At 65.0% G+C, this 17,151-nt stretch carries 17 protein-coding genes; 13 read left to right on the forward strand and 4 right to left on the reverse strand.

Annotated elements, in window-relative coordinates; translation table 11 throughout:
- The first annotated feature begins 11 nt into the window (after window positions 1-11).
- Window positions 12-656 carry a YqiJ family protein gene (locus tag ACGHJ7_RS05770; RefSeq protein WP_390475328.1) on the forward strand — a complete coding sequence of 215 codons (645 nt, stop codon included), beginning with the start codon at window positions 12-14 and terminating at the stop codon, window positions 654-656.
- 35 nt (window positions 657-691) lie between these two features.
- A complete protein-coding gene (locus ACGHJ7_RS05775) occupies window positions 692-2,491 on the forward strand; it encodes a flotillin family protein (RefSeq protein ID WP_390475600.1) in 1,800 nt (599 codons plus the stop codon).
- Window positions 2,492-2,539: 48 nt separating this feature from the next.
- Here ACGHJ7_RS05775 and galU read toward each other — a convergent pair whose 3' ends face one another.
- Complete coding sequence (gene galU / locus ACGHJ7_RS05780; RefSeq protein WP_390475331.1) at window positions 2,540-3,433, reverse strand: UTP--glucose-1-phosphate uridylyltransferase GalU; 894 nt, start codon at window positions 3,431-3,433, stop codon at window positions 2,540-2,542.
- Between the two features lie 120 nt (window positions 3,434-3,553).
- On the opposite strand from galU, the gene murA reads away from it, so the two are divergent.
- Together murA and ACGHJ7_RS05790 are read left to right on the forward strand one after the other, a co-directional pair.
- Complete coding sequence (gene murA / locus ACGHJ7_RS05785) at window positions 3,554-4,834, forward strand: UDP-N-acetylglucosamine 1-carboxyvinyltransferase (RefSeq protein ID WP_390475334.1); 1,281 nt, start codon at window positions 3,554-3,556, stop codon at window positions 4,832-4,834.
- An 80-nt stretch (window positions 4,835-4,914) separates the two neighbouring features.
- Window positions 4,915-5,175: a hypothetical protein gene (locus ACGHJ7_RS05790; RefSeq protein WP_390475337.1), complete on the forward strand. Its 261-nt coding sequence runs from the start codon at window positions 4,915-4,917 to the stop codon at window positions 5,173-5,175.
- A 40-nt stretch (window positions 5,176-5,215) separates the two neighbouring features.
- Here ACGHJ7_RS05790 and ACGHJ7_RS05795 read toward each other — a convergent pair whose 3' ends face one another.
- Window positions 5,216-5,455, reverse strand: coding sequence for a ribbon-helix-helix domain-containing protein (locus ACGHJ7_RS05795; RefSeq protein WP_390475340.1), 240 nt, complete (start codon window positions 5,453-5,455; stop codon window positions 5,216-5,218).
- A gap of 88 nt (window positions 5,456-5,543) precedes the next feature.
- Between ACGHJ7_RS05795 and ACGHJ7_RS05800 the strand changes: the two genes are divergently transcribed.
- Window positions 5,544-6,320, forward strand: a complete 777-nt coding sequence (locus ACGHJ7_RS05800) for a DUF4019 domain-containing protein (protein ID WP_390475343.1) — start codon at window positions 5,544-5,546, stop codon at window positions 6,318-6,320.
- Window positions 6,321-6,385: 65 nt separating this feature from the next.
- Here ACGHJ7_RS05800 and phbB read toward each other — a convergent pair whose 3' ends face one another.
- Together phbB and ACGHJ7_RS05810 are read right to left on the reverse strand one after the other, a co-directional pair.
- Entirely contained in the window at window positions 6,386-7,108 is a 723-nt protein-coding gene (gene phbB / locus ACGHJ7_RS05805) for an acetoacetyl-CoA reductase (RefSeq protein ID WP_390475345.1), read from the reverse strand.
- A 154-nt stretch (window positions 7,109-7,262) separates the two neighbouring features.
- Window positions 7,263-8,018, reverse strand: a complete 756-nt coding sequence (locus tag ACGHJ7_RS05810) for a hypothetical protein (protein ID WP_390475347.1) — start codon at window positions 8,016-8,018, stop codon at window positions 7,263-7,265.
- Between the two features lie 405 nt (window positions 8,019-8,423).
- On the opposite strand from ACGHJ7_RS05810, the gene ACGHJ7_RS05815 reads away from it, so the two are divergent.
- From ACGHJ7_RS05815 to ACGHJ7_RS05850, 8 genes are all read left to right on the forward strand, one after another.
- Window positions 8,424-8,888 carry a DUF3576 domain-containing protein gene (locus ACGHJ7_RS05815; RefSeq protein WP_390475602.1) on the forward strand — a complete coding sequence of 155 codons (465 nt, stop codon included), beginning with the start codon at window positions 8,424-8,426 and terminating at the stop codon, window positions 8,886-8,888.
- 61 nt (window positions 8,889-8,949) lie between these two features.
- Window positions 8,950-11,469 (forward strand): leucine--tRNA ligase, encoded by a 2,520-nt coding sequence (gene leuS, locus ACGHJ7_RS05820; RefSeq protein ID WP_390475348.1) that lies wholly within the window; start codon window positions 8,950-8,952, stop codon window positions 11,467-11,469.
- A complete protein-coding gene (lptE, locus tag ACGHJ7_RS05825; protein WP_390475604.1) occupies window positions 11,466-11,987 on the forward strand; it encodes an LPS assembly lipoprotein LptE in 522 nt (173 codons plus the stop codon). Before leuS ends, lptE begins: the two co-directional genes overlap by 4 nt.
- A gap of 24 nt (window positions 11,988-12,011) precedes the next feature.
- Window positions 12,012-13,052, forward strand: a complete 1,041-nt coding sequence (locus ACGHJ7_RS05830; protein WP_390475351.1) for a DNA polymerase III subunit delta — start codon at window positions 12,012-12,014, stop codon at window positions 13,050-13,052.
- A 38-nt stretch (window positions 13,053-13,090) separates the two neighbouring features.
- Window positions 13,091-14,515: an exopolysaccharide biosynthesis polyprenyl glycosylphosphotransferase gene (locus ACGHJ7_RS05835; RefSeq protein ID WP_390475353.1), complete on the forward strand. Its 1,425-nt coding sequence runs from the start codon at window positions 13,091-13,093 to the stop codon at window positions 14,513-14,515.
- A 67-nt stretch (window positions 14,516-14,582) separates the two neighbouring features.
- Window positions 14,583-15,011, forward strand: coding sequence for a hypothetical protein (locus ACGHJ7_RS05840; protein WP_390475356.1), 429 nt, complete (start codon window positions 14,583-14,585; stop codon window positions 15,009-15,011).
- A gap of 32 nt (window positions 15,012-15,043) precedes the next feature.
- Window positions 15,044-16,441: an O-antigen ligase family protein gene (locus ACGHJ7_RS05845; protein WP_390475359.1), complete on the forward strand. Its 1,398-nt coding sequence runs from the start codon at window positions 15,044-15,046 to the stop codon at window positions 16,439-16,441.
- Window positions 16,438-17,151: a polysaccharide biosynthesis/export family protein gene (locus ACGHJ7_RS05850; protein ID WP_390475361.1), complete on the forward strand. Its 714-nt coding sequence runs from the start codon at window positions 16,438-16,440 to the stop codon at window positions 17,149-17,151. Before ACGHJ7_RS05845 ends, ACGHJ7_RS05850 begins: the two co-directional genes overlap by 4 nt.

Raw genomic sequence — 17,151 nt, forward strand, 5'->3', positions numbered from 1 at the left:
GGGAAGGGGCTATGACGTTACTGGAACCGCACAACATGCCCTTCGCCGCGGCATTGGTGCTGATGCTGATTCTCGGCATAGTGCAGGTGGTCGGGCTCGCCGATATGTTCGGCGGCGACGCGGACTTCGATCCCGGCGGCGACATCGACGGGGATGCGGCCATATCGCCGGGCCTTGTCGACGGGCTGTTCAGCCTGATCGGGATGAATCGGTTGCCCCTCACCATCTGGTTTGCCTTGTTCTTGATTTTGTTTGCAGGCGTTGGAGTGAGCCTTCAGCTGTTGTCGGAAAACCTGACGGGCAGCCCCCTAAACCGTTGGCTTGCGGCCCTTATTGCCATGGGCGGGACCTTGCCCGCGACCGGCGTCCTGTCCCGGCCGCTCGGCGCGATCCTGCCGCAGGACGAGACAAGCGCAGTCAGCACGGCAAGTCTTGTCGGGCGGCGCGCGCAGATCACCGACGGTACCGCGCGAAGCGGCTTTCCCGCACGCGCAAAAGTTCGTGACATTCACGGACAGGCGCATTTCGTGATGGTCGAACCGCATGAACAGGGCAGCGAATTTCGCTCCGGCGATCACATCCTGCTTGTTCGCCGCGACGGCAATACTTTCTACGCGACTGCGCTGGCAGACCGCCGTCTTTCGCCGGTCAATTGAGGTTTGAAGGGGGAATAATGAACAGTCTCATCGAAATGGCGATACCCGTTGGCGCGGTCGTATTGTTTGTCATCATCGTGCTGGTTGCGCTTACGCGGCTCTATCGCCGTGCTTCGAAAGAGATTGCCTTCGTGCGAACCGGTGTCGGCGGGGAGAAGGTCGTCATGAACGGCGGCGCGCTGGTGCTGCCGGTCTTTCACGAAACCATGCCGGTGAACATGAACACGCTGGTGCTGAGCGTTGTGCGGCGTGACGGGGAAGCGCTGATCACGCTCGACCGACTGCGGATCGACGTGAAGGCCGAATTCTACGTCCGCGTCAAACCCGATGGCGAAGCAATCGCGATGGCCGCGCAGACGCTTGGCCAGCGGACCATGCAACCCGAAATGCTCAAGGATCTGGTCGAAGGCAAATTCGTCGACGCGCTCCGCAGCGTGGCGGCCGGCATGACGATGAACGAATTGCACGAACAGCGCGCCGATTTCGTGCAAAAGGTACAGCAGGTTTCGTCGAACGATCTGTCGATGAACGGTCTCGAACTCGAATCGGTCTCCTTGACCGGGCTCGACCAGACCAGCATCGAACATTTCAACGCGAACAACGCCTTCGATGCCGAAGGCCTTACAAAGCTGACCGAGCAGATCGAAGCGCGCAAGAAACTGCGTAACGATATCGAGCAGGATACGCGCGTCCAGATGGAAACCAAGAACCTGGAAGCTGCGGAGCGAACCTTCCAGATCAACCGCGACACCGAATATGCGCGGCTGGAGCAGGAGCGCGAGGTCGAGGTGCGGCGAGCTGCACAGAGCTCCGAAATCGCGCGCGAACAGGCCGAACGGACCCGAGAAGCCGACGCCGCCCGGATCGAGGCGAAGAAGAAAGTCGACGCGCAGCAGATCGAAGCCGACCGCCTGGTCGAGGAAGCGCGGATCGACCAGCAGCGCGCTCTCGAAATCGCGCGCCAGGAACAGCAGATCGCGGTGCAGAACAAATCGCGTGAGGAAAGTCAGGCCAAGGCCGATGCGGACGAGGCTCGCGCGAAGGCCGTCGCTGCCGAAGAACAGGTCGCGACCAGCCGTGAAACCGAAGTGGCCGAACGTATGAAGCGTATCGAACTGATCGAAGCGTCGAAGCAGGCCGAACGTGAAGCCATCGGTGTGAAAGTCGAGGCGGAAGCAGAAAAGGAAGCCGCTTCGAACCGTGCAGAAGCGCAGCGCCGCGAAGCAGAAGGCGAGGCGGAAGCCGAGAAGCTCCGGGCGGAGGCGGCACGCGTCCGCTTCGAGGTCGAAGCTGCGGGTCAGCGCGCGATCAACGAGGCAGCGAACATCCTGTCGATGGACCAGATCTCGCTGCAGACCAAGCTGGCCCTCCTCAAGGTGCTGCCGGAAGTCATTCGCGAAAGCGCCAAGCCGATGGAAGCCATCGATTCGATCAAGATCGTGCAGGTCGACGGACTTACGAATGGTGGCGGCAAGCCCGGCGGGACCGGCACGGCCATGAACGGCAACGGCAGTGGCAATCTTGCGACCGATGCCGTGAGCGCGGCGCTGGCGTACCGGGCGCAGGCGCCGGTGCTGGACGGGCTGATGAAGGAACTCGGGCTCGACGGCTCCAGCCTTAACGGGCTGGTCCGCGATGCGGCGAAGGACGGTGGCACCGATGCAGTTATGGAAGCTCTGGACGACTTGTCGGACCGGGCGTCCGAAGCAGCAGAGCAGCTTGCTGACGAAGGCAAGTCGGTGGCGAAACAATCCAGCGGTTCGGTCGGCAGCGCCGGGTCAAAGCCGGTTCGATCCGAAAAAGGCCCCAAGGGCGGGAAAAACCCCGTCGAATAGCCCTGCCAGGCTTCGATCCCGCTACCAGAAAAGTCGCGAGATCGGGCGTCAGCCCAGCAGGCGCTCCATGACCGCGCGCACGTCGGACCCCATGTCCTCGCGCTCGAGGGCGAGGGCGAGGGTCGCTTCGACGAAGCCGGTCTTGCTGCCGCAATCGAAGCGGCGCCCTTCGAAGGTGACGGCGTGGAACGGCTGGTCGCCAATCATCTTCGCCATCGCGTCGGTCAGCTGGATTTCGCCGCCAGCGCCTTTCTCCTGGTCTTCCAGCACGCGCATGACCTCCGGCTGCAGGATGTAGCGGCCCGAGATGATCTTGTTCGACGGCGCATCGGCCACGGCGGGTTTCTCGACCAGCCCCTTCACCTGTGTCAGCGATCCGTCCACGGCGCCGGGATCGATCACGCCGTAGCTGGAAACCTCGTTCTCTGGCACTTCCAGCACGCTGATCAAATTGCCGCCCGTGCGGTCATAGGCCTCGACCATCTGTTTCATGCAGCCGGTGCTGCCCTTGTGCGCGACCATCAGCTCGTCCGGCAGGAAGATGGCGAAGGGTTCGTCGCCCACGATGGCGCGCGCGCACCAGATCGCATGGCCGAGGCCCATCGGCACCTGCTGGCGCACGGTGATGATGTCGCCCGGGACGAAACGGCTGGATTCCAGGACGCCGAGATCCTTGCCCCGCTCGCCCATCGTGTCTTCCAGTTCGTAGGCGACATCGAAATGCTCGACGATTGCGGTCTTGCCGCGCCCGGTCACGAAGATCATCTGCTCGATCCCGGCCTCGCGCGCCTCGTCCACCGCATACTGGATCAGCGGACGGTCGACGATGGGCAGCATTTCCTTCGGGATCGCCTTGGTCGCTGGCAGGAACCTCGTGCCCAGCCCCGCCACGGGGAAGACGGCTTTCTTGACGGGTTTGTGCGTGGTTTTGTCCTGGGTCATGGTCTTTTGCTAGGCTGCGCGGGTCCGGAACGCAATTGCGGCGCTGTCATTGCGATTGTGTGACGAGGGTGCGCGGTTCCGCGATTTGCGCGGCGCACGAAACGGGCTAGGGGCTGTTGCATGGACAAACTGATTATTCGCGGGGGCAATCGCCTCTCGGGCAAGATTCCCATTTCCGGCGCAAAGAATGCGGCGCTGACGCTGATACCCTGCGCCCTGCTGACGGAAGAGCCGCTGACGCTGCGCAACCTGCCGCGGCTGGCGGATATCGACGGGTTCCAGCACCTGATGACGCAGTTCGGCATCGCGACCGGCATCAGGGGCAAGCGTCCCGAGGATTTCGGGCGCGTCGTCACGTTCGAGGCGAACCACATCACCAGCACGGTCGCGCCCTACGACCTCGTCAGGAAAATGCGCGCATCGATCCTGGTGCTCGGCCCGATGCTGGCCCGCATGGGCGAGGCGAAGGTATCGCTGCCCGGCGGCTGCGCGATCGGTAATCGCCCGATCGACCTCCACCTGAAGGCCCTGGAAGCGATCGGCGGCGAGATCGAGCTGGCGCAAGGGTATGTGAAGGCGACCGCTCCCGATGGCGGGCTGCCGGGCGGGGAGTTCGATTTCCCCGTCGTGTCCGTTGGCGCGACGGAGAACGCCGTCATGGCCGCAGTGCTGGCAAACGGCACCAGCCGTTTCTTCAACGCAGCGCGCGAGCCGGAGATCGTCGACCTGTGCAACCTGCTGGTCGCGATGGGTGCCGAGATCGAGGGCATCGGCACGTCGGACCTGACCATTCACGGTGTAAGGAAACTGAACGGTGCCACCTACAAGGTGATGCCGGACCGGATCGAGGCGGGCTCCTATGCCTGCGCTGCGGCGATTACCGGCGGCGAGGTCTTCCTGGACGGCGCCGATGCCAGGGACATGCAGTCGACCAATCACGCGCTGCGCAATATCGGCGTGGAGGTGACGGAGGAAAAGAACGGCATCCGCATCGCGGCGAACGGACCGCTGAAGGCGACGAACCTTTCCACCGCGCCGTTCCCGGGCCTTGCCACCGACATGCAGGCGCAGCTGATGAGCCTGCTCTGCAAGGCGGAAGGCACCAGCGTGCTGAAGGAAACGATTTTCGAGAACCGCTACATGCACGTGCCCGAACTGGCCCGCATGGGCGCGGATATAGAGACCGAAGGGCGCACGGCCATCGTGAAGGGCCCGGTAGGCCTGACCGGCGCAGAGGTCATGGCGACCGATCTTCGTGCCTCGATGAGCCTGATCATTGCCGCCCTGGCCGCCGAGGGGGAAACGCAGGTCCGGCGCATCTACCATCTCGACCGCGGCTACGAGCGGTTGGAAGAGAAGCTGCAGCTGGTCGGCGCGGATATTGAGCGGGTGGACGACTGACGCGCGTCTTTTTTGCGGACCCTTCCCGCCTCTTGTCCGTTGGAAAGCCATAGACAATCACGGCGCACAGGAGATGCACTATGGCACTGCTCAGAACCGCTATTCTCGGAGCGCTCGGCTATCTGGGATACAAGGCTATGACCGACAAGAGTGACAAGAACGGCAAGAAAAACACCGAGTTCGACGAAAACGGCGTCGCTTTCGCCGACGGCCAGCCAGAAGGTCAGCACCGCGATGCCGGCCCCGGCGCGATGGGCGACAAGCCGAAGAAGAAATGGACCAAGACGGACGAGGAACTGGACGAGACGTTCCCGGCCAGCGATCCGCCCGCCAACTACTGAGCTACGCGGGCCGCGCCCCGAGTTGAATTAGCGAAACCGGTCACGGCCGGCCCGCGAGGTCGGCCGTGACCCACAGGCGGATGGCCCCGGCAAGACCGGTCGGCGCCTCCGCTTCAAGACGCTCCGCATCGATGCGCGCTATCAACGCGTTGAGCGGGACGCCCTGCCGCTGCGCTGCTGCGCGAACGAGATCCCAGAACAGCGGTTCCAAGCTGACCGAAGTCTTGTGCCCGGCGATCTCGACCGAACGTTTCACAGGCGGATGATAGGGCGCAGCCATGCGGGTACCCTAGGGCCGCTACACCCAATCGCACCACGTAATTTTTGGGCTGGGCGGCTTTGCTCAATCTTGATACGCCTGCAAATGCATGGCGACACAACCCGATCTCGACAGCCTGACCAGCAAGGAGAAGGAAACGCTGCGGCTTATCCTTCGCGGCCACGACGCCAAGTCGATGGCGCGCGAACTCGGCCTGTCGGTCCATACCATCAACGATCGCCTGCGCTGCGCGCGGCGCAAGCTGGAAGTAACAAGCAGCCGGGAGGCGGCAAGGCTGCTGGGCGAACATGAGCGGGCAGCCCCCGAAAACTTTGCAGACAAGGATTTGGGGGGTGTGCCGGATGAGGCTGAGTCGCAGACTGCGAAACCATCGAACGCCGGTCATTCCGACCAGCGCATGCCCCGGGTGCCATTGATCCGGGCAGCAGGAGCCTTCGTCATGATTACTCTCGCCATCGCCATCGCCCTCGCTACCGCCGGGTCATTCGCCGATGAACCCGCTTCCGAAGAAATTATGTCGTCCCAGGCGGGCGAGACAGACGCGGTGCTCGAAACAGCCGCTCGTGACTGGCTTGAACTGGTGGATGCGTCGGACTGGCAGGCAAGCTATGACGCTGCAGGTCAGGCGTTCCAGGAACCCAACACCGTCGCGACATGGCGGGATGCTTCCGAAATGGCGCGTATTCCGCTCGGAGACGTTGCGGCACGGAAGCTTGCCGGCGTCCAGTTCCTGAACGCACCGCCGGGCGGGTACCAAGTGGTCCGCTTCCGCACCGATTTCGCCAACCGCAACGGGGTTACGGAGCACGTCACGCTGGAGAAGGAAGGGGACGTGTGGAAAGTGGTGGGCTACTTCCTCACCTGACGCTTTCTCTACCACGAATTGCACGGCCTGCTGCGATGCCGTATGCATGCGGCAGGCCGACCGGTTCAATACATGTGCTGTCCGCCATTGATGCTCATGGTCGATCCGGTGACGAAACCGGCGTCCTCGCTGCACAGGAAGCTGACGCCGCGGGCGATTTCCTCCGCCTGGCCGAGGCGGCCCACCGGTATCTTGGCGACGATCTTTTCCAGCACGTTCTCGGGCACGGCGGCGACCATGTCGGTGTCGATGTAGCCGGGCGCGATCGCGTTCACCGTCACGTTGAACCGCGCACCTTCCTGCGCCAGCGCCTTGGTAAAGCCGTGAATGCCCGATTTGGCTGCGGCGTAATTGACCTGTCCGTACTGGCCGGCCTGCCCGTTGATCGATCCGATGTTGACGATCCGGCCCCAGCCGCGCTCCTTCATGCCGGGGAAGCACGCTTTCGCCATGTTGAAACAGCCGCCGAGATTGATCCGCATGACGTCGTCCCAGTCGTCATAGCTCATGCGCATCAGCGTGCCGTCGCGTGTAATGCCGGCATTGTTGACCACGATGTCGACCGGGCCGACTTCATCGGCCACCCGTTCGCAGCCTGCCTGTGCGGCATGATGATCGCCGACATCCCATTTGTAGGCTGCGATCCCGGTTTCGTCGGTGAAGGCCCGGGCGGCTTCGTTATTGCCACCGTAATTGGCGACCACGGTGAACCCGTCGTCGCGCAGGCTCTCGCAGATAGCGCGTCCGATGCCCCGCGTGCCGCCGGTGACGATTGCAACTTTTCCCATACAGATATCCCTCGCCGCTCTTGCTTCGGTCTCTCCCACGCTTGACGTAACGTCAGGCGAGGTTCGCGGCAAAGAAAATCCCACGGGGGGCGGGATCGTTCATACGTATTTTGAAGGAGATGGGGGAGCCCATGCGCCGCCACGGCTCGGCCTGTCAGAACCGGAGCTGCGTTCCGACATAGACCGACTGGTCGTCTTCCAGCCCGTCGGTCAGCGGGGCGAGGCGATCGCGTTCCTGCGACAGGCGGACGCCGGCCGTCAGGTCGAGATTGCGCGATACGCGGAAGCTGCCGCCCAGTTCGACGGATTGTTCGCCCTGCGATTCAAGCGTGCGCGGGGCGCGGCCCACGGGCTGGTCCTTGTCCAGCGAGAGGCGCGGCTGGAACCGGCTCGGCCTGTCGGCTGCGCTGCCTTCTTTCGGCTTGAACTCGGCGAGGTCGGGCATTTCGACACGGGCCACGCCGGGCGAAAGCTTCGTCGCAGGCTTGGCGAAGCTCTGATAGCCGCGCGAAATGCCAAGGTCGAAACGCGACGGTGCAATGTCCTGGACCGTGCGGCGGCCCGGCTGGGCCTGCGCCGACGCGACGGCGGAGCGAACCGAGATGGCGCGCGCTTCGCTCTCGTCTACACGGACGGCGACGGTGATCGTGCGATCTTCGGCCTGGACCCGGCCCGCCGGCGTGAACCGGATGGCCTTTCGCGCGGCGGCGTAGCGGTTTGCCACCCGCTCTGCGAGGACGGGATCGACGCTTGCCGGGGTGAAGGGCAGCGCAGGTTCCACGCGTTCGGCAGGTGTCAGGTCGACCGTCGCCAGCGCGAGGCCGGCCGTCGGGACCGCTACGATGGCAGCACCGACGGCAAGCGGAGCGATGCCCCGCTGGATTGCCTGCCGAAATGCACTGCGCATCATGATCCTCTGATCCCCTGTCGCCGGTGGAACCGGACGAAATCTTGTGTTTCTTCGGACTTGCCGGGCACTTGGCCGACTCGCCGCTGACAAGAAAACTACGGTGCGACTCCTATGAATGCCAGTTTTTCCACAAGCTGAACGAAACTTGGGCGCGAAGTGTGACACCAAGCCCACAGCACGCAGGCCTGTGCGAGCAATCATCGTGCCGCGTCCATTCAGTTGCCGTAAACGCGGCAGGCACAGGATGGGTTCCTCTTGCACTGCTGTCGCATCCCGCGCGCGGCGCGGCCCTCCTCCGCAAGGCCGGGGCGACGGGCTTGCCGCGAGGGATGGCAAAACTGTAGGGCAGGGCTATAGGACACCTAATCGATGATTCACCGACAAGACCGGGACACCATATCCGCCATGACGATTGCCAACCTTACCGCAAAGACGGGCGCTGCGCGCGCACTCAAGGCCGCTGTGATCGGCGCCTCGCTGGCGGGTCTCGCAGCGTGTGCCGGCGGTAACGACCGTCCCGAGGCGGACCTCGCCGCAGCGCAGATCAGCACGATCGGTGTCAATTCCTATCTCTGGCGCGCCAGCCTCGAGACCGTGAGCTTCGCGCCGCTGCTGCAGGCCGACAGCGCGGGCGGGGTCATCGTGACCGACTGGTACACCAATCCCAGCAATGCGGGCGAGCGGGTGAAGCTGACGGTTTCCATCCTCGACCAGGACCTGCGGGCCGACGCCCTGCGGGTCGCCGCCAGCCGGCAGGTCGCCCAGGCCGGGACTTGGGTCGATGCGCCCGTCCAGGCCGCCACCGTGCAGAAGCTGGAAGACATCATCCTGACCAAGGCCCGCGAACTGCGCCGCCAGGCCGTCGGCTGACCCTTCGCTGCACGCGCACCCCGCTGCCCCGACACACGAACGCCCCTACCGGAGCAAATCCATGACCGACGCCGCTCCTTCCCGCTTCGATCCGGGACAGGCAGACGCACGCTGGCAAGCCGCCTGGGACGAGGCGCGCATTTTCGAAGCCGATTCCGCCAGCGACAAGCCCAAGAGCTTCGTGCTGGAGATGTTTCCCTATCCCAGCGGGCGCATCCATATCGGCCATGTCCGCAACTATACGATGGGCGACGTGCTGGCCCGCTACAAGCGGATGACCGGGCACGAGGTCCTGCACCCGATGGGATGGGACGCCTTCGGGATGCCGGCGGAAAATGCTGCCATGGAAAAGGGCGTGCATCCCGGTGGCTGGACGCGCGACAACATCGCCAACATGCGCGCCCAGCTGAAACGGCTGGGATTCGCGCTGGACTGGAGCCGCGAACTCGCCACGTGCGAGCCTGAGTATTACGGCCACGAGCAGGCGCTTTTCATCGACCTGTATGAAGCGGGCCTGGTCTATCGCAAGCAGGCGACGGTCAACTGGGACCCGGTCGACCAGACAGTGCTGGCCAACGAACAGGTGATCGACGGCAAGGGCTGGCGTTCGGGCGCGGAGGTCGAGAAGCGCAAGCTCGACCAGTGGTTCCTCAAGATCACCGACTTCGCCGACGAGCTGCTCGACGGGCTGGATGGCCTGGAAAACTGGCCCGACAAGGTCCGGCTGATGCAGGAAAACTGGATCGGCAAAAGCCAAGGCCTGCAATTCGCCTTCGACTTGTCGAACGGCGAGAAATGCGAGGTCTATTCGACGCGGCCCGACACGATTTTCGGGGCCAGCTTCGTGGCTGTCGCCCCCGACCATCCCATCGCGCAGGCCGCGGCCGCGACAAACAAAGATGCGGCCGACTTCATCGCGCTGTGCAAGCGCGGCGGGACCACGGCTGCCGACCTGGAAACGGCCGAGAAGCTGGGTTTCGACACCGGAATCACGGCGAAGCATCCCTTCACCGGCAAGCCGCTGCCTGTCTTCATCGCCAATTTCGTGCTGATGGAATACGGCACTGGGGCCGTCATGGGCGTGCCGGGCCATGACCAGCGCGATATCGAGTTCGCGCGCAAATACGACCTGCCGGTCATCCGCGTCGTCGCCTCCGACCCGTCGCAGGCCGATGCGCCGATGGGCGACGAGGCAGAGGCCGGCGACGGGGTGATCGTCAATTCCGACTTCCTCGACGGTATGGACGTGGAGACTGCGAAGGCGGACGTCATTGCCCGCGCGCGAGACGCCGGCTGGGGCGAAGGCAAGACCGTCTGGCGCCTGCGCGACTGGGGCGTATCGCGCCAGCGGTACTGGGGCACCCCAATCCCCTTCGTCCACTGCGACACGTGCGGCGTCGTGCCGGTGGCGAAGGAAAGCCTGCCGGTCGAACTGCCTGAAGACGTGGATTTCGAGACGCCCGGCAACCCGCTGGTCCGCCATCCCACCTGGAAGCAGACGACTTGCCCCAAATGCGGCGGCGCGGCGGAGCGGGAGACCGATACGCTCGACACGTTCGTCGATTCCAGCTGGTATTTCCTGCGTTTCGCCAGCCAGCCCGACGACAAGCCGTTCGACCGCGAGGAGGCTGCGAAATGGCTTCCGGTGGAGCAATATATCGGCGGGATCGAACATGCGATCCTCCACCTGCTCTACGCCCGATTCTGGACCCGCGCGCTGGCCCATATCGGGCTGATCGACTTCCGGGAGCCTTTCTCCAGCCTGTTCACGCAAGGCATGGTCACGCACGAGACGTACCAGCTGGGCGATGGCAGCTACCTGTCGCCGGACGAGGTCCGCAAGGATGGCAGCGACTGGATCCGCGTGGAAGACGGCGCGCCCGTGACCGCGGGCCGCGTCATCAAGATGTCCAAGTCGAAGAAGAACGTCATCGACCCGGACACGATCGTCGCCCGCTATGGCGCGGATTCGGTGCGCTGGTTCATGCTGAGCGACAGTCCGCCCGAACGCGACCTGCCGTGGTCGGAAAGCGGGATCGAGGGCTGCTGGCGCTTCGTCCAGCGCGCATGGCGGCTGTTCGGCCAGTACGACGCCGACGCCACCGGCAATGACAAGGCGCTGGGGCGCAAGATGCACCAGGCCGTGGCCGCAGTGGCCGAAGATATCGAGGCGCTGTCCTTCAACAAGGCGGTTGCCCGTATCTACGAACTGGCGAGCGCCATCGAGAAAGCCGATGCCAGCGCCACGCGCAGCGAGGCGATCCGCGCCCTGTTGCTGCTGACCGCGCCGATGATGCCGCATCTGGCCGAAGAAGGCTGGACGGTGATCGGCGGCGAGGGGCTTGCTTCCGAGGCTGCATGGCCCGAGGTCGACGAAGCCATGCTGGTCGAGGACGAGGTCACCATCGCCGTCCAGCACAAGGGCAAGCTGCGCGACACGCTGACCGTTGCCAAGGGCCTGCCGAAGGACGAGATGGAGGCGCTCGCGCTGGCGTCCGAGAACGTGCAGCGTTCGATCGACGGGGCCGAGATCCGAAAGGTCATTGTCGTTCCCGACCGGCTGGTGAATATCGTCACCTGATGCGTAGCGCCCCGCTCCTTTCCGCCCTCGTCGCACTCTCCATGCTGCCCGCGTGCAGCCTGCAACCGCTTTACGCAGGCGGACCGCAGGGTGCGGCCGGACAAGTCCTCGGCAGTGTCGACGTCGCACCGATCCCGGGCCGCGCCGGGTGGCTGGTGGCGAACGAACTGCGCGATCGCCTGTCCGCGGGCGAAGCCGGGACCGGCGTGGCGCGCTACCGGCTCGACGTCCGGCTGGATGACGAACTGGAAGGCTTCGGCCTGCTGGGCGACGATACGATCGGGCGCGAGAGGCGCACCCTTCGCGCGCGCTACCAGCTCGTGGATACGGCGACCGATACCATCGTGCTGGACGCGACGGCCGGGTCCGATGTCGGCATCGACGTGGTGTCGAGCGAATATGCCGTCATCGCCGCCGAACAGACCGCGCTCGAGCGGCTGGCGGGGGAAGTGGCCGACCGCGTCGTGACCCGCCTGGCCCTGATGGGCCGCGCTGCCGGGGAGGCGGGCGGCGAATGAGGCCGGCATGACCAGGGCCCGGCCATGAAGGTCAACCAGTCGGCCTTTCCCGGCAAGGCCCGCAGCGCCGCTGCGCAGTGCCGGACCTTCTTCTTCTGCGGACCGGACGAGGCGGGTTCCAGCGCGGCGGCGGCACAGATCCATTCCCTGCTCCCCGATCCCGGCGAGCGGATCGAACTGGCCGGTGCCGACATCAAGCGCGACCCGGTCCTGCTGTCGGACGAGGCGCGCTCCAGTTCGCTGTTCGGCGACAGCCGCCACATCTATGTCCGCGCCACGGGCGAGGAAGCGCACGATGCGCTGAAAATCCACCTGGAGGGCGAAGGCGACGCCTGCCCGGTGCTGATCGTCGCGACATCCGCGACCGACAAGTCGCGCACGGCAAAGCTGCTCGCCAACCGCGACGATGCGCTGGTCGCGATGTTCTATCCGCCCGACCTTCGCTCCATGACCGGGACCGTGCGCGATCTGGCCGACCGGGCCGGGCTGCGGCTGGAAGGCGACATGGCCGAACGCATCGCCCGTGCCTCGGGCCTCGATCAGCGGCTTGCCGCGGCAGAGATCGAGAAACTGTCCGTCTATCTCGACAGCGCGCAGGACCGGCCTGCCGCCGTGACCCGCGATGTATGGGACGAAATCGGCGCGAAGACGGAAGAGGACGGGTTCATGCCGATCGTCAACGTCGCGCTATCGGGCCGCCCCGGGGCGCTGCCGGCTGAAATCGCCCGGATGGAAGCGACCGGAACCAACCCCGTCACCGTTCTTCTCGCGATAGAGCGGCGCGTCGCGCAACTTTCGCAGCTTGCGGCGCGGCTGGGGCGCAACAACGACGTGTCGGGCTTCGTCGCGGCGGAGAAGCAGGCGCGGCGCATCTTCTTCAAGGAAGCGCGGGACATAGAAGAGCAGCTGACGACCTGGCGGGGAGCCAATCTCGACCGGCTCGTCGCGCGCCTGACTGCCCTTCACCGCAAAATGCTTTCCAATAGTCAGCAGGCGGGAACACTGCTACGCCACGAATTGACGCATATCGCGCGCGTAGGGGCGCGTGGTCGGGGCAGGTCGTAATCCAACTGCCGCATCGGGAGCAGACCGGCGGTTTTCGAATGATGAAATGCAGGCAGTCCGGCGAAAAGCCAGTGGCGGGACAGTATCCCGGCAGTCCGGATCCGGATAGATCGCGCGTGCCGGTCCGGCCGCTAGCAGACGATCCCGAGAAGCGGCGTCTGCGCGCATATCTCGCCTTCATACTGCTCGACGTCGCTATCCTGATCGCGGCTTTCGCCGTTTCCAGTGTCGTGACGAAGGGGCGATTTGCTGCCCCGGCGGCCATGATGCAGGGGGAACTGACCTTGCCCCTATTCCTGACAGTCGCGCTCTACAATCGGGTTTATTCGATGCGGGCGATGGAGGAATGGCTTTATGCAGCCTCGCGTGCGCTTGCTTCGCTGGCGATCGCGGCGGCTCTTCTGCTGTTCATGAGCCTCTACACGAACGTGATCGGCTTCACGCAACGCGATTTCATAGCGGTCATCGTGGTGGCCGCGTGTTTGTTCGGTATCTCGCGGTTCGTCGTCGTGGGCATCTGGAAGCCCTGGGGAACCTCAATCACGAATGTTCTCGCAATCCATGACGGCGGGCCGGAAATGCCGCTGAGGAAGGCGATCCATATCGATGCCAGAGAATGGGGTATCGGCGCGGACCCCGCCGATCCGCGCGCATTGAACCGGCTCGGCCTCGCGATAGCGAACATGGACCGCGTGCTGGTGAGTTGCCCTATAGAACGGCGCAGCGCCTGGACGTCGGCGTTGCGGTCTGCCGGAATAAACGGCCACATCGTTACCGAACGGTTGAACGAGCTTCGCCCCCTGCGCCTTGCGAACGACGAAGGTATCCTGTCATTGATGGTGTCTGCCGGTCCGCTGGGGCTACGCGACCGCATTCTGAAACGGGGGTTCGATATTGCGCTGTCCGTTCTGATGGCGCTCGCCCTGTTTCCGCTGCTCGTGATGACCGCGCTGGCGATCAAGCTGGAGGATGGCGGTCCCGTTTTCTTCTTCCAGCGCAGGCTGGGCAAGGGCAATCGCTTCTTCGACATGTGGAAGTTCCGTTCCATGAAAGTGGCGAAGCTGGACGCCGACGGGGTCCGCTCCACCTCCAGGGAGGACGACCGCGTGACCCGTGTCGGCCGGTTCATCCGCAGCACGAGCATCGACGAGCTGCCGCAGATCTTCAACGTCCTGAGGGGCGAGATGTCGATCGTCGGGCCAAGACCTCACGCGCTGGGATCGCAGGCGGGAAGCAAGCTGTTCTGGGAAGTGAACCCGGACTACTGGCGGCGCCATTCCCTGAAACCCGGCCTGACCGGGCTTGCGCAGGTTCGCGGATTCCGTGGCGCGACGGAGCAGGAGCGCGACCTGCAGGACCGGCTGCAGGCGGATCTCGAATATATCAGCAAGTGGAGCCTGCTGACCGATATCGGCATCGTGCTGGCAACAGCGAGAGTGCTGGTCCACCAGAAGGCGTTCTGAGACGGCGGGGAACCCCGGCAGCCGGGGCGTCATTGTATTTTCATGCAAATGATGTGATATGTCCGGCATGGCAAAGCGCGAGGCAGCAATGACGACCAACCGCAAAGCGATCGGCGCTGCGTGCTGCATCGCGCTCGCATCAGCATCCACGCCTGCAATGGCCGAAACGCGCGCCGGCGCATTCCTGCCGCTCCTGCAGAAATCGGCTGTTGCGCGATGCGCCGCATCGCGCGCCGCTGCGGAGGTCGCAGTGCAGGGCGTGCCGACGCAGGGTTGTATCTTCCCGCTCAAGGGACCGCCGCCGCCTGCCGCGCAGCCCGTACCACCTGCCCCGCCGGCAACACCGCCCGCGCCGCCGGTCACGCCTGCCGCTGCAGGGGGCGGGGCCGGATGGCTGGCCCCCGTTCTTGGCGGTCTTGCCGCCCTCGTCGGCGCGTTCGCCCTGTTCGGCGGCAGCGACGATAATGGCGACGTGCCCGGCATCAGCCCGGGCTGACCCAAGCGCCAGCCGGCAGCGGACAGGTTTCGATGACCGGCGAGGGCACTTCCATTCGATCCGGAGCCGCTGGCGCTCTCCAGCAATGGGCGCTGGCAGCTTTTGTCGTTCTTGCGCTTCTTCTCGGCGGGGGCGGAAGCCCTTCGCCCGTTTCCGAACTGGCGCTGCAACTGGGCGCCGCCTGCATTCTGGCCGCGGCATTCGCGGCGGGCGCGTTCCGTTACCGGTCGGCGGGCAGCGCGGTGTGGATACTGGCAGCCATCGCCGCCGCCTTGCCCCTCGCACATCTTGTGCCCCTGCCACCTGCGCTCTGGCAGAGCTTGCCGGGGAGGGGGCCCATCGCGGAGAACCTCGCCCTTGTCGGGGGCGGCGAAGACTGGCGCGCTTTCTCGATCGTTCCGGCAAAGACGCTGGCGAGCCTGCTGGCGATCATCGCCCCGGTGGGCCTCATGCTTGTTGCGGCCCTGTCGCCGGAGACGGCCATCCGCCGCGCACTGTGGGCCATTGTCGCCATGGCCCTGCTGTCAGCCGTGGTCGGGGGCCTTCAGGTCGCGAGCGATGGGCAGTCCGGGTATCTCTATACAGAGAGCCATCGCGGCTGGGTCACGGGGTTCTTCGCCAACCGCAACGCCGCGGCGGACCTCTTCCTGATCGCGCTCGCGATTCTGGTAGTTCTGGGAAACGAAGCGTTCCGCAGACCGCGTTCTGGCAGCGGAGCGATGCAAAGCCGGGCGGCCATGATGTTCCCGGCGGGCTTGCTGCTGCTGGCGGCGCTCCTGATGACCGGCTCGCGCACGGGTATCGTCCTTCTGGCAGGCGGACTTCTCGTCGTGGTGGCACTATTCCTCACGCGGGCTGGGGGTGCGGCCCGGACGCGCCTCGTGACAGGTGGCTTCCTTGCAATCGCCGTTGTCGGCATTGCGGTCGCCGGGTGGATGCAAGGGGGGCTGCGCACCGTCGCAATGCGCTTCTCGGCATCGGACGACCTGCGGGCGCAGATCTGGCCCGATGCGCTGCATGCAGCAGGGCAGTTCTGGCCGGCGGGTTCGGGTGTCGGCGCCTTCCGCGAGGCCTTCGGCCCGTCGCAAAGCCTGGAGACGGTGGGCGTCGCCGCCGTGAACCGGGCGCATACCGATTACCTCGAACTGGCCATCGAAGGCGGCGCTGCGGGCCTCGTCCTGCTGCTGCTCGCCGCTGTCGTGCTGGCGCGGGCAGGGTGGAGGCGATGGCACGCAGGTGGCGGCTCGCGCGCAGCGATCCTGTGTGCCGCGGCGATCATCGCGGTTCCGGCGCTTCATTCGCTGGTCGATTACCCGCTTCGCACCATGGCGCTGGCATCGGTTTTTGCGCTCGGAGCCGGAATACTGGCGAAACCGTCCAATCCCGCCTTGAACCCGGCGCTCTTTCGTTCACAATCGGGTGCGACATGAAACGCATTTTCCATCACCCCGGCAAGGCTGCGCCTGCGGTAATTTCTGCGGCCTTGCTTGCAGGATGCCAGTCCGGGATCGAACCGGTCGTCCCCGCCGGGACCGACGCCTATGCCACCATTGCGGTCGATCCGGCCGAAACGGAAATGGCAGCCGCGCGCTACGGGCTGCGCGGGGGCGACGTCGTCAGCGTCGCGGTGTTCCAGGAACCGGAATTGTCGCGCGACGGCATCGCGCTGGATGCAGCGGGCAACATCAACCTCCCCCTGCTCGGGGAAATCCGTGCCGGTGGCCTGACGACGGGCGAACTGGCCCGCCTGATCGAGCGATCCTACGCCGCGCAATATCTGCGCGATCCGCGCGTCGCCGTCTATCTCGACGAAAGCGTGCGCGACATGGTCAGCGTGGAAGGCGAGGTCGAACTGCCCGGTATGTACGAATACCGCGACGGCCTGACCCTGCTGTCCTCCCTCGCGCTTGCCCGCAGCCCGACCGAAGTCGCGCGGCTGGACCAGGTGGTGATCTTCCGCGACGTCGGTGGCGAACGCATGGGCGGCGTCTTCGACGTGGAGGCCATACGCGAAGGGCGGATGCCCGATCCGGCCATGCGTCCCGGCGACGTCGTGGTCGTCGGCTATTCCGCAGTACAGGGCCGATACCGCGACTTCCTGCGGGCGGCCCCGATCCTCGGCATCTTCACAAGGTTCTAG

Origin of the sequence: Altererythrobacter sp. MTPC7, assembly GCF_042851395.1 — a bacterium.
Taxonomy (GTDB): Bacteria; Pseudomonadota; Alphaproteobacteria; order Sphingomonadales; family Sphingomonadaceae; genus CAJXSN01.

Coding starts and splice junctions, on each gene's coding strand:
- ACGHJ7_RS05770 (WP_390475328.1), top strand. CDS start 12: ATGACGTTACTGGAACCGCACAACATGCCCTTCGCCGCGGCATTGGTG.
- ACGHJ7_RS05775 (WP_390475600.1), top strand. CDS start 692: ATGGCGATACCCGTTGGCGCGGTCGTATTGTTTGTCATCATCGTGCTG.
- galU (WP_390475331.1), bottom strand. CDS start 3,433: ATGACCCAGGACAAAACCACGCACAAACCCGTCAAGAAAGCCGTCTTC.
- murA (WP_390475334.1), top strand. CDS start 3,554: ATGGACAAACTGATTATTCGCGGGGGCAATCGCCTCTCGGGCAAGATT.
- ACGHJ7_RS05790 (WP_390475337.1), top strand. CDS start 4,915: ATGGCACTGCTCAGAACCGCTATTCTCGGAGCGCTCGGCTATCTGGGA.
- ACGHJ7_RS05795 (WP_390475340.1), bottom strand. CDS start 5,455: ATGGCTGCGCCCTATCATCCGCCTGTGAAACGTTCGGTCGAGATCGCC.
- ACGHJ7_RS05800 (WP_390475343.1), top strand. CDS start 5,544: ATGGCGACACAACCCGATCTCGACAGCCTGACCAGCAAGGAGAAGGAA.
- phbB (WP_390475345.1), bottom strand. CDS start 7,108: ATGGGAAAAGTTGCAATCGTCACCGGCGGCACGCGGGGCATCGGACGC.
- ACGHJ7_RS05810 (WP_390475347.1), bottom strand. CDS start 8,018: ATGATGCGCAGTGCATTTCGGCAGGCAATCCAGCGGGGCATCGCTCCG.
- ACGHJ7_RS05815 (WP_390475602.1), top strand. CDS start 8,424: ATGACGATTGCCAACCTTACCGCAAAGACGGGCGCTGCGCGCGCACTC.
- leuS (WP_390475348.1), top strand. CDS start 8,950: ATGACCGACGCCGCTCCTTCCCGCTTCGATCCGGGACAGGCAGACGCA.
- ACGHJ7_RS05830 (WP_390475351.1), top strand. CDS start 12,012: ATGAAGGTCAACCAGTCGGCCTTTCCCGGCAAGGCCCGCAGCGCCGCT.
- ACGHJ7_RS05835 (WP_390475353.1), top strand. CDS start 13,091: ATGATGAAATGCAGGCAGTCCGGCGAAAAGCCAGTGGCGGGACAGTAT.
- ACGHJ7_RS05840 (WP_390475356.1), top strand. CDS start 14,583: ATGGCAAAGCGCGAGGCAGCAATGACGACCAACCGCAAAGCGATCGGC.
- ACGHJ7_RS05845 (WP_390475359.1), top strand. CDS start 15,044: ATGACCGGCGAGGGCACTTCCATTCGATCCGGAGCCGCTGGCGCTCTC.
- ACGHJ7_RS05850 (WP_390475361.1), top strand. CDS start 16,438: ATGAAACGCATTTTCCATCACCCCGGCAAGGCTGCGCCTGCGGTAATT.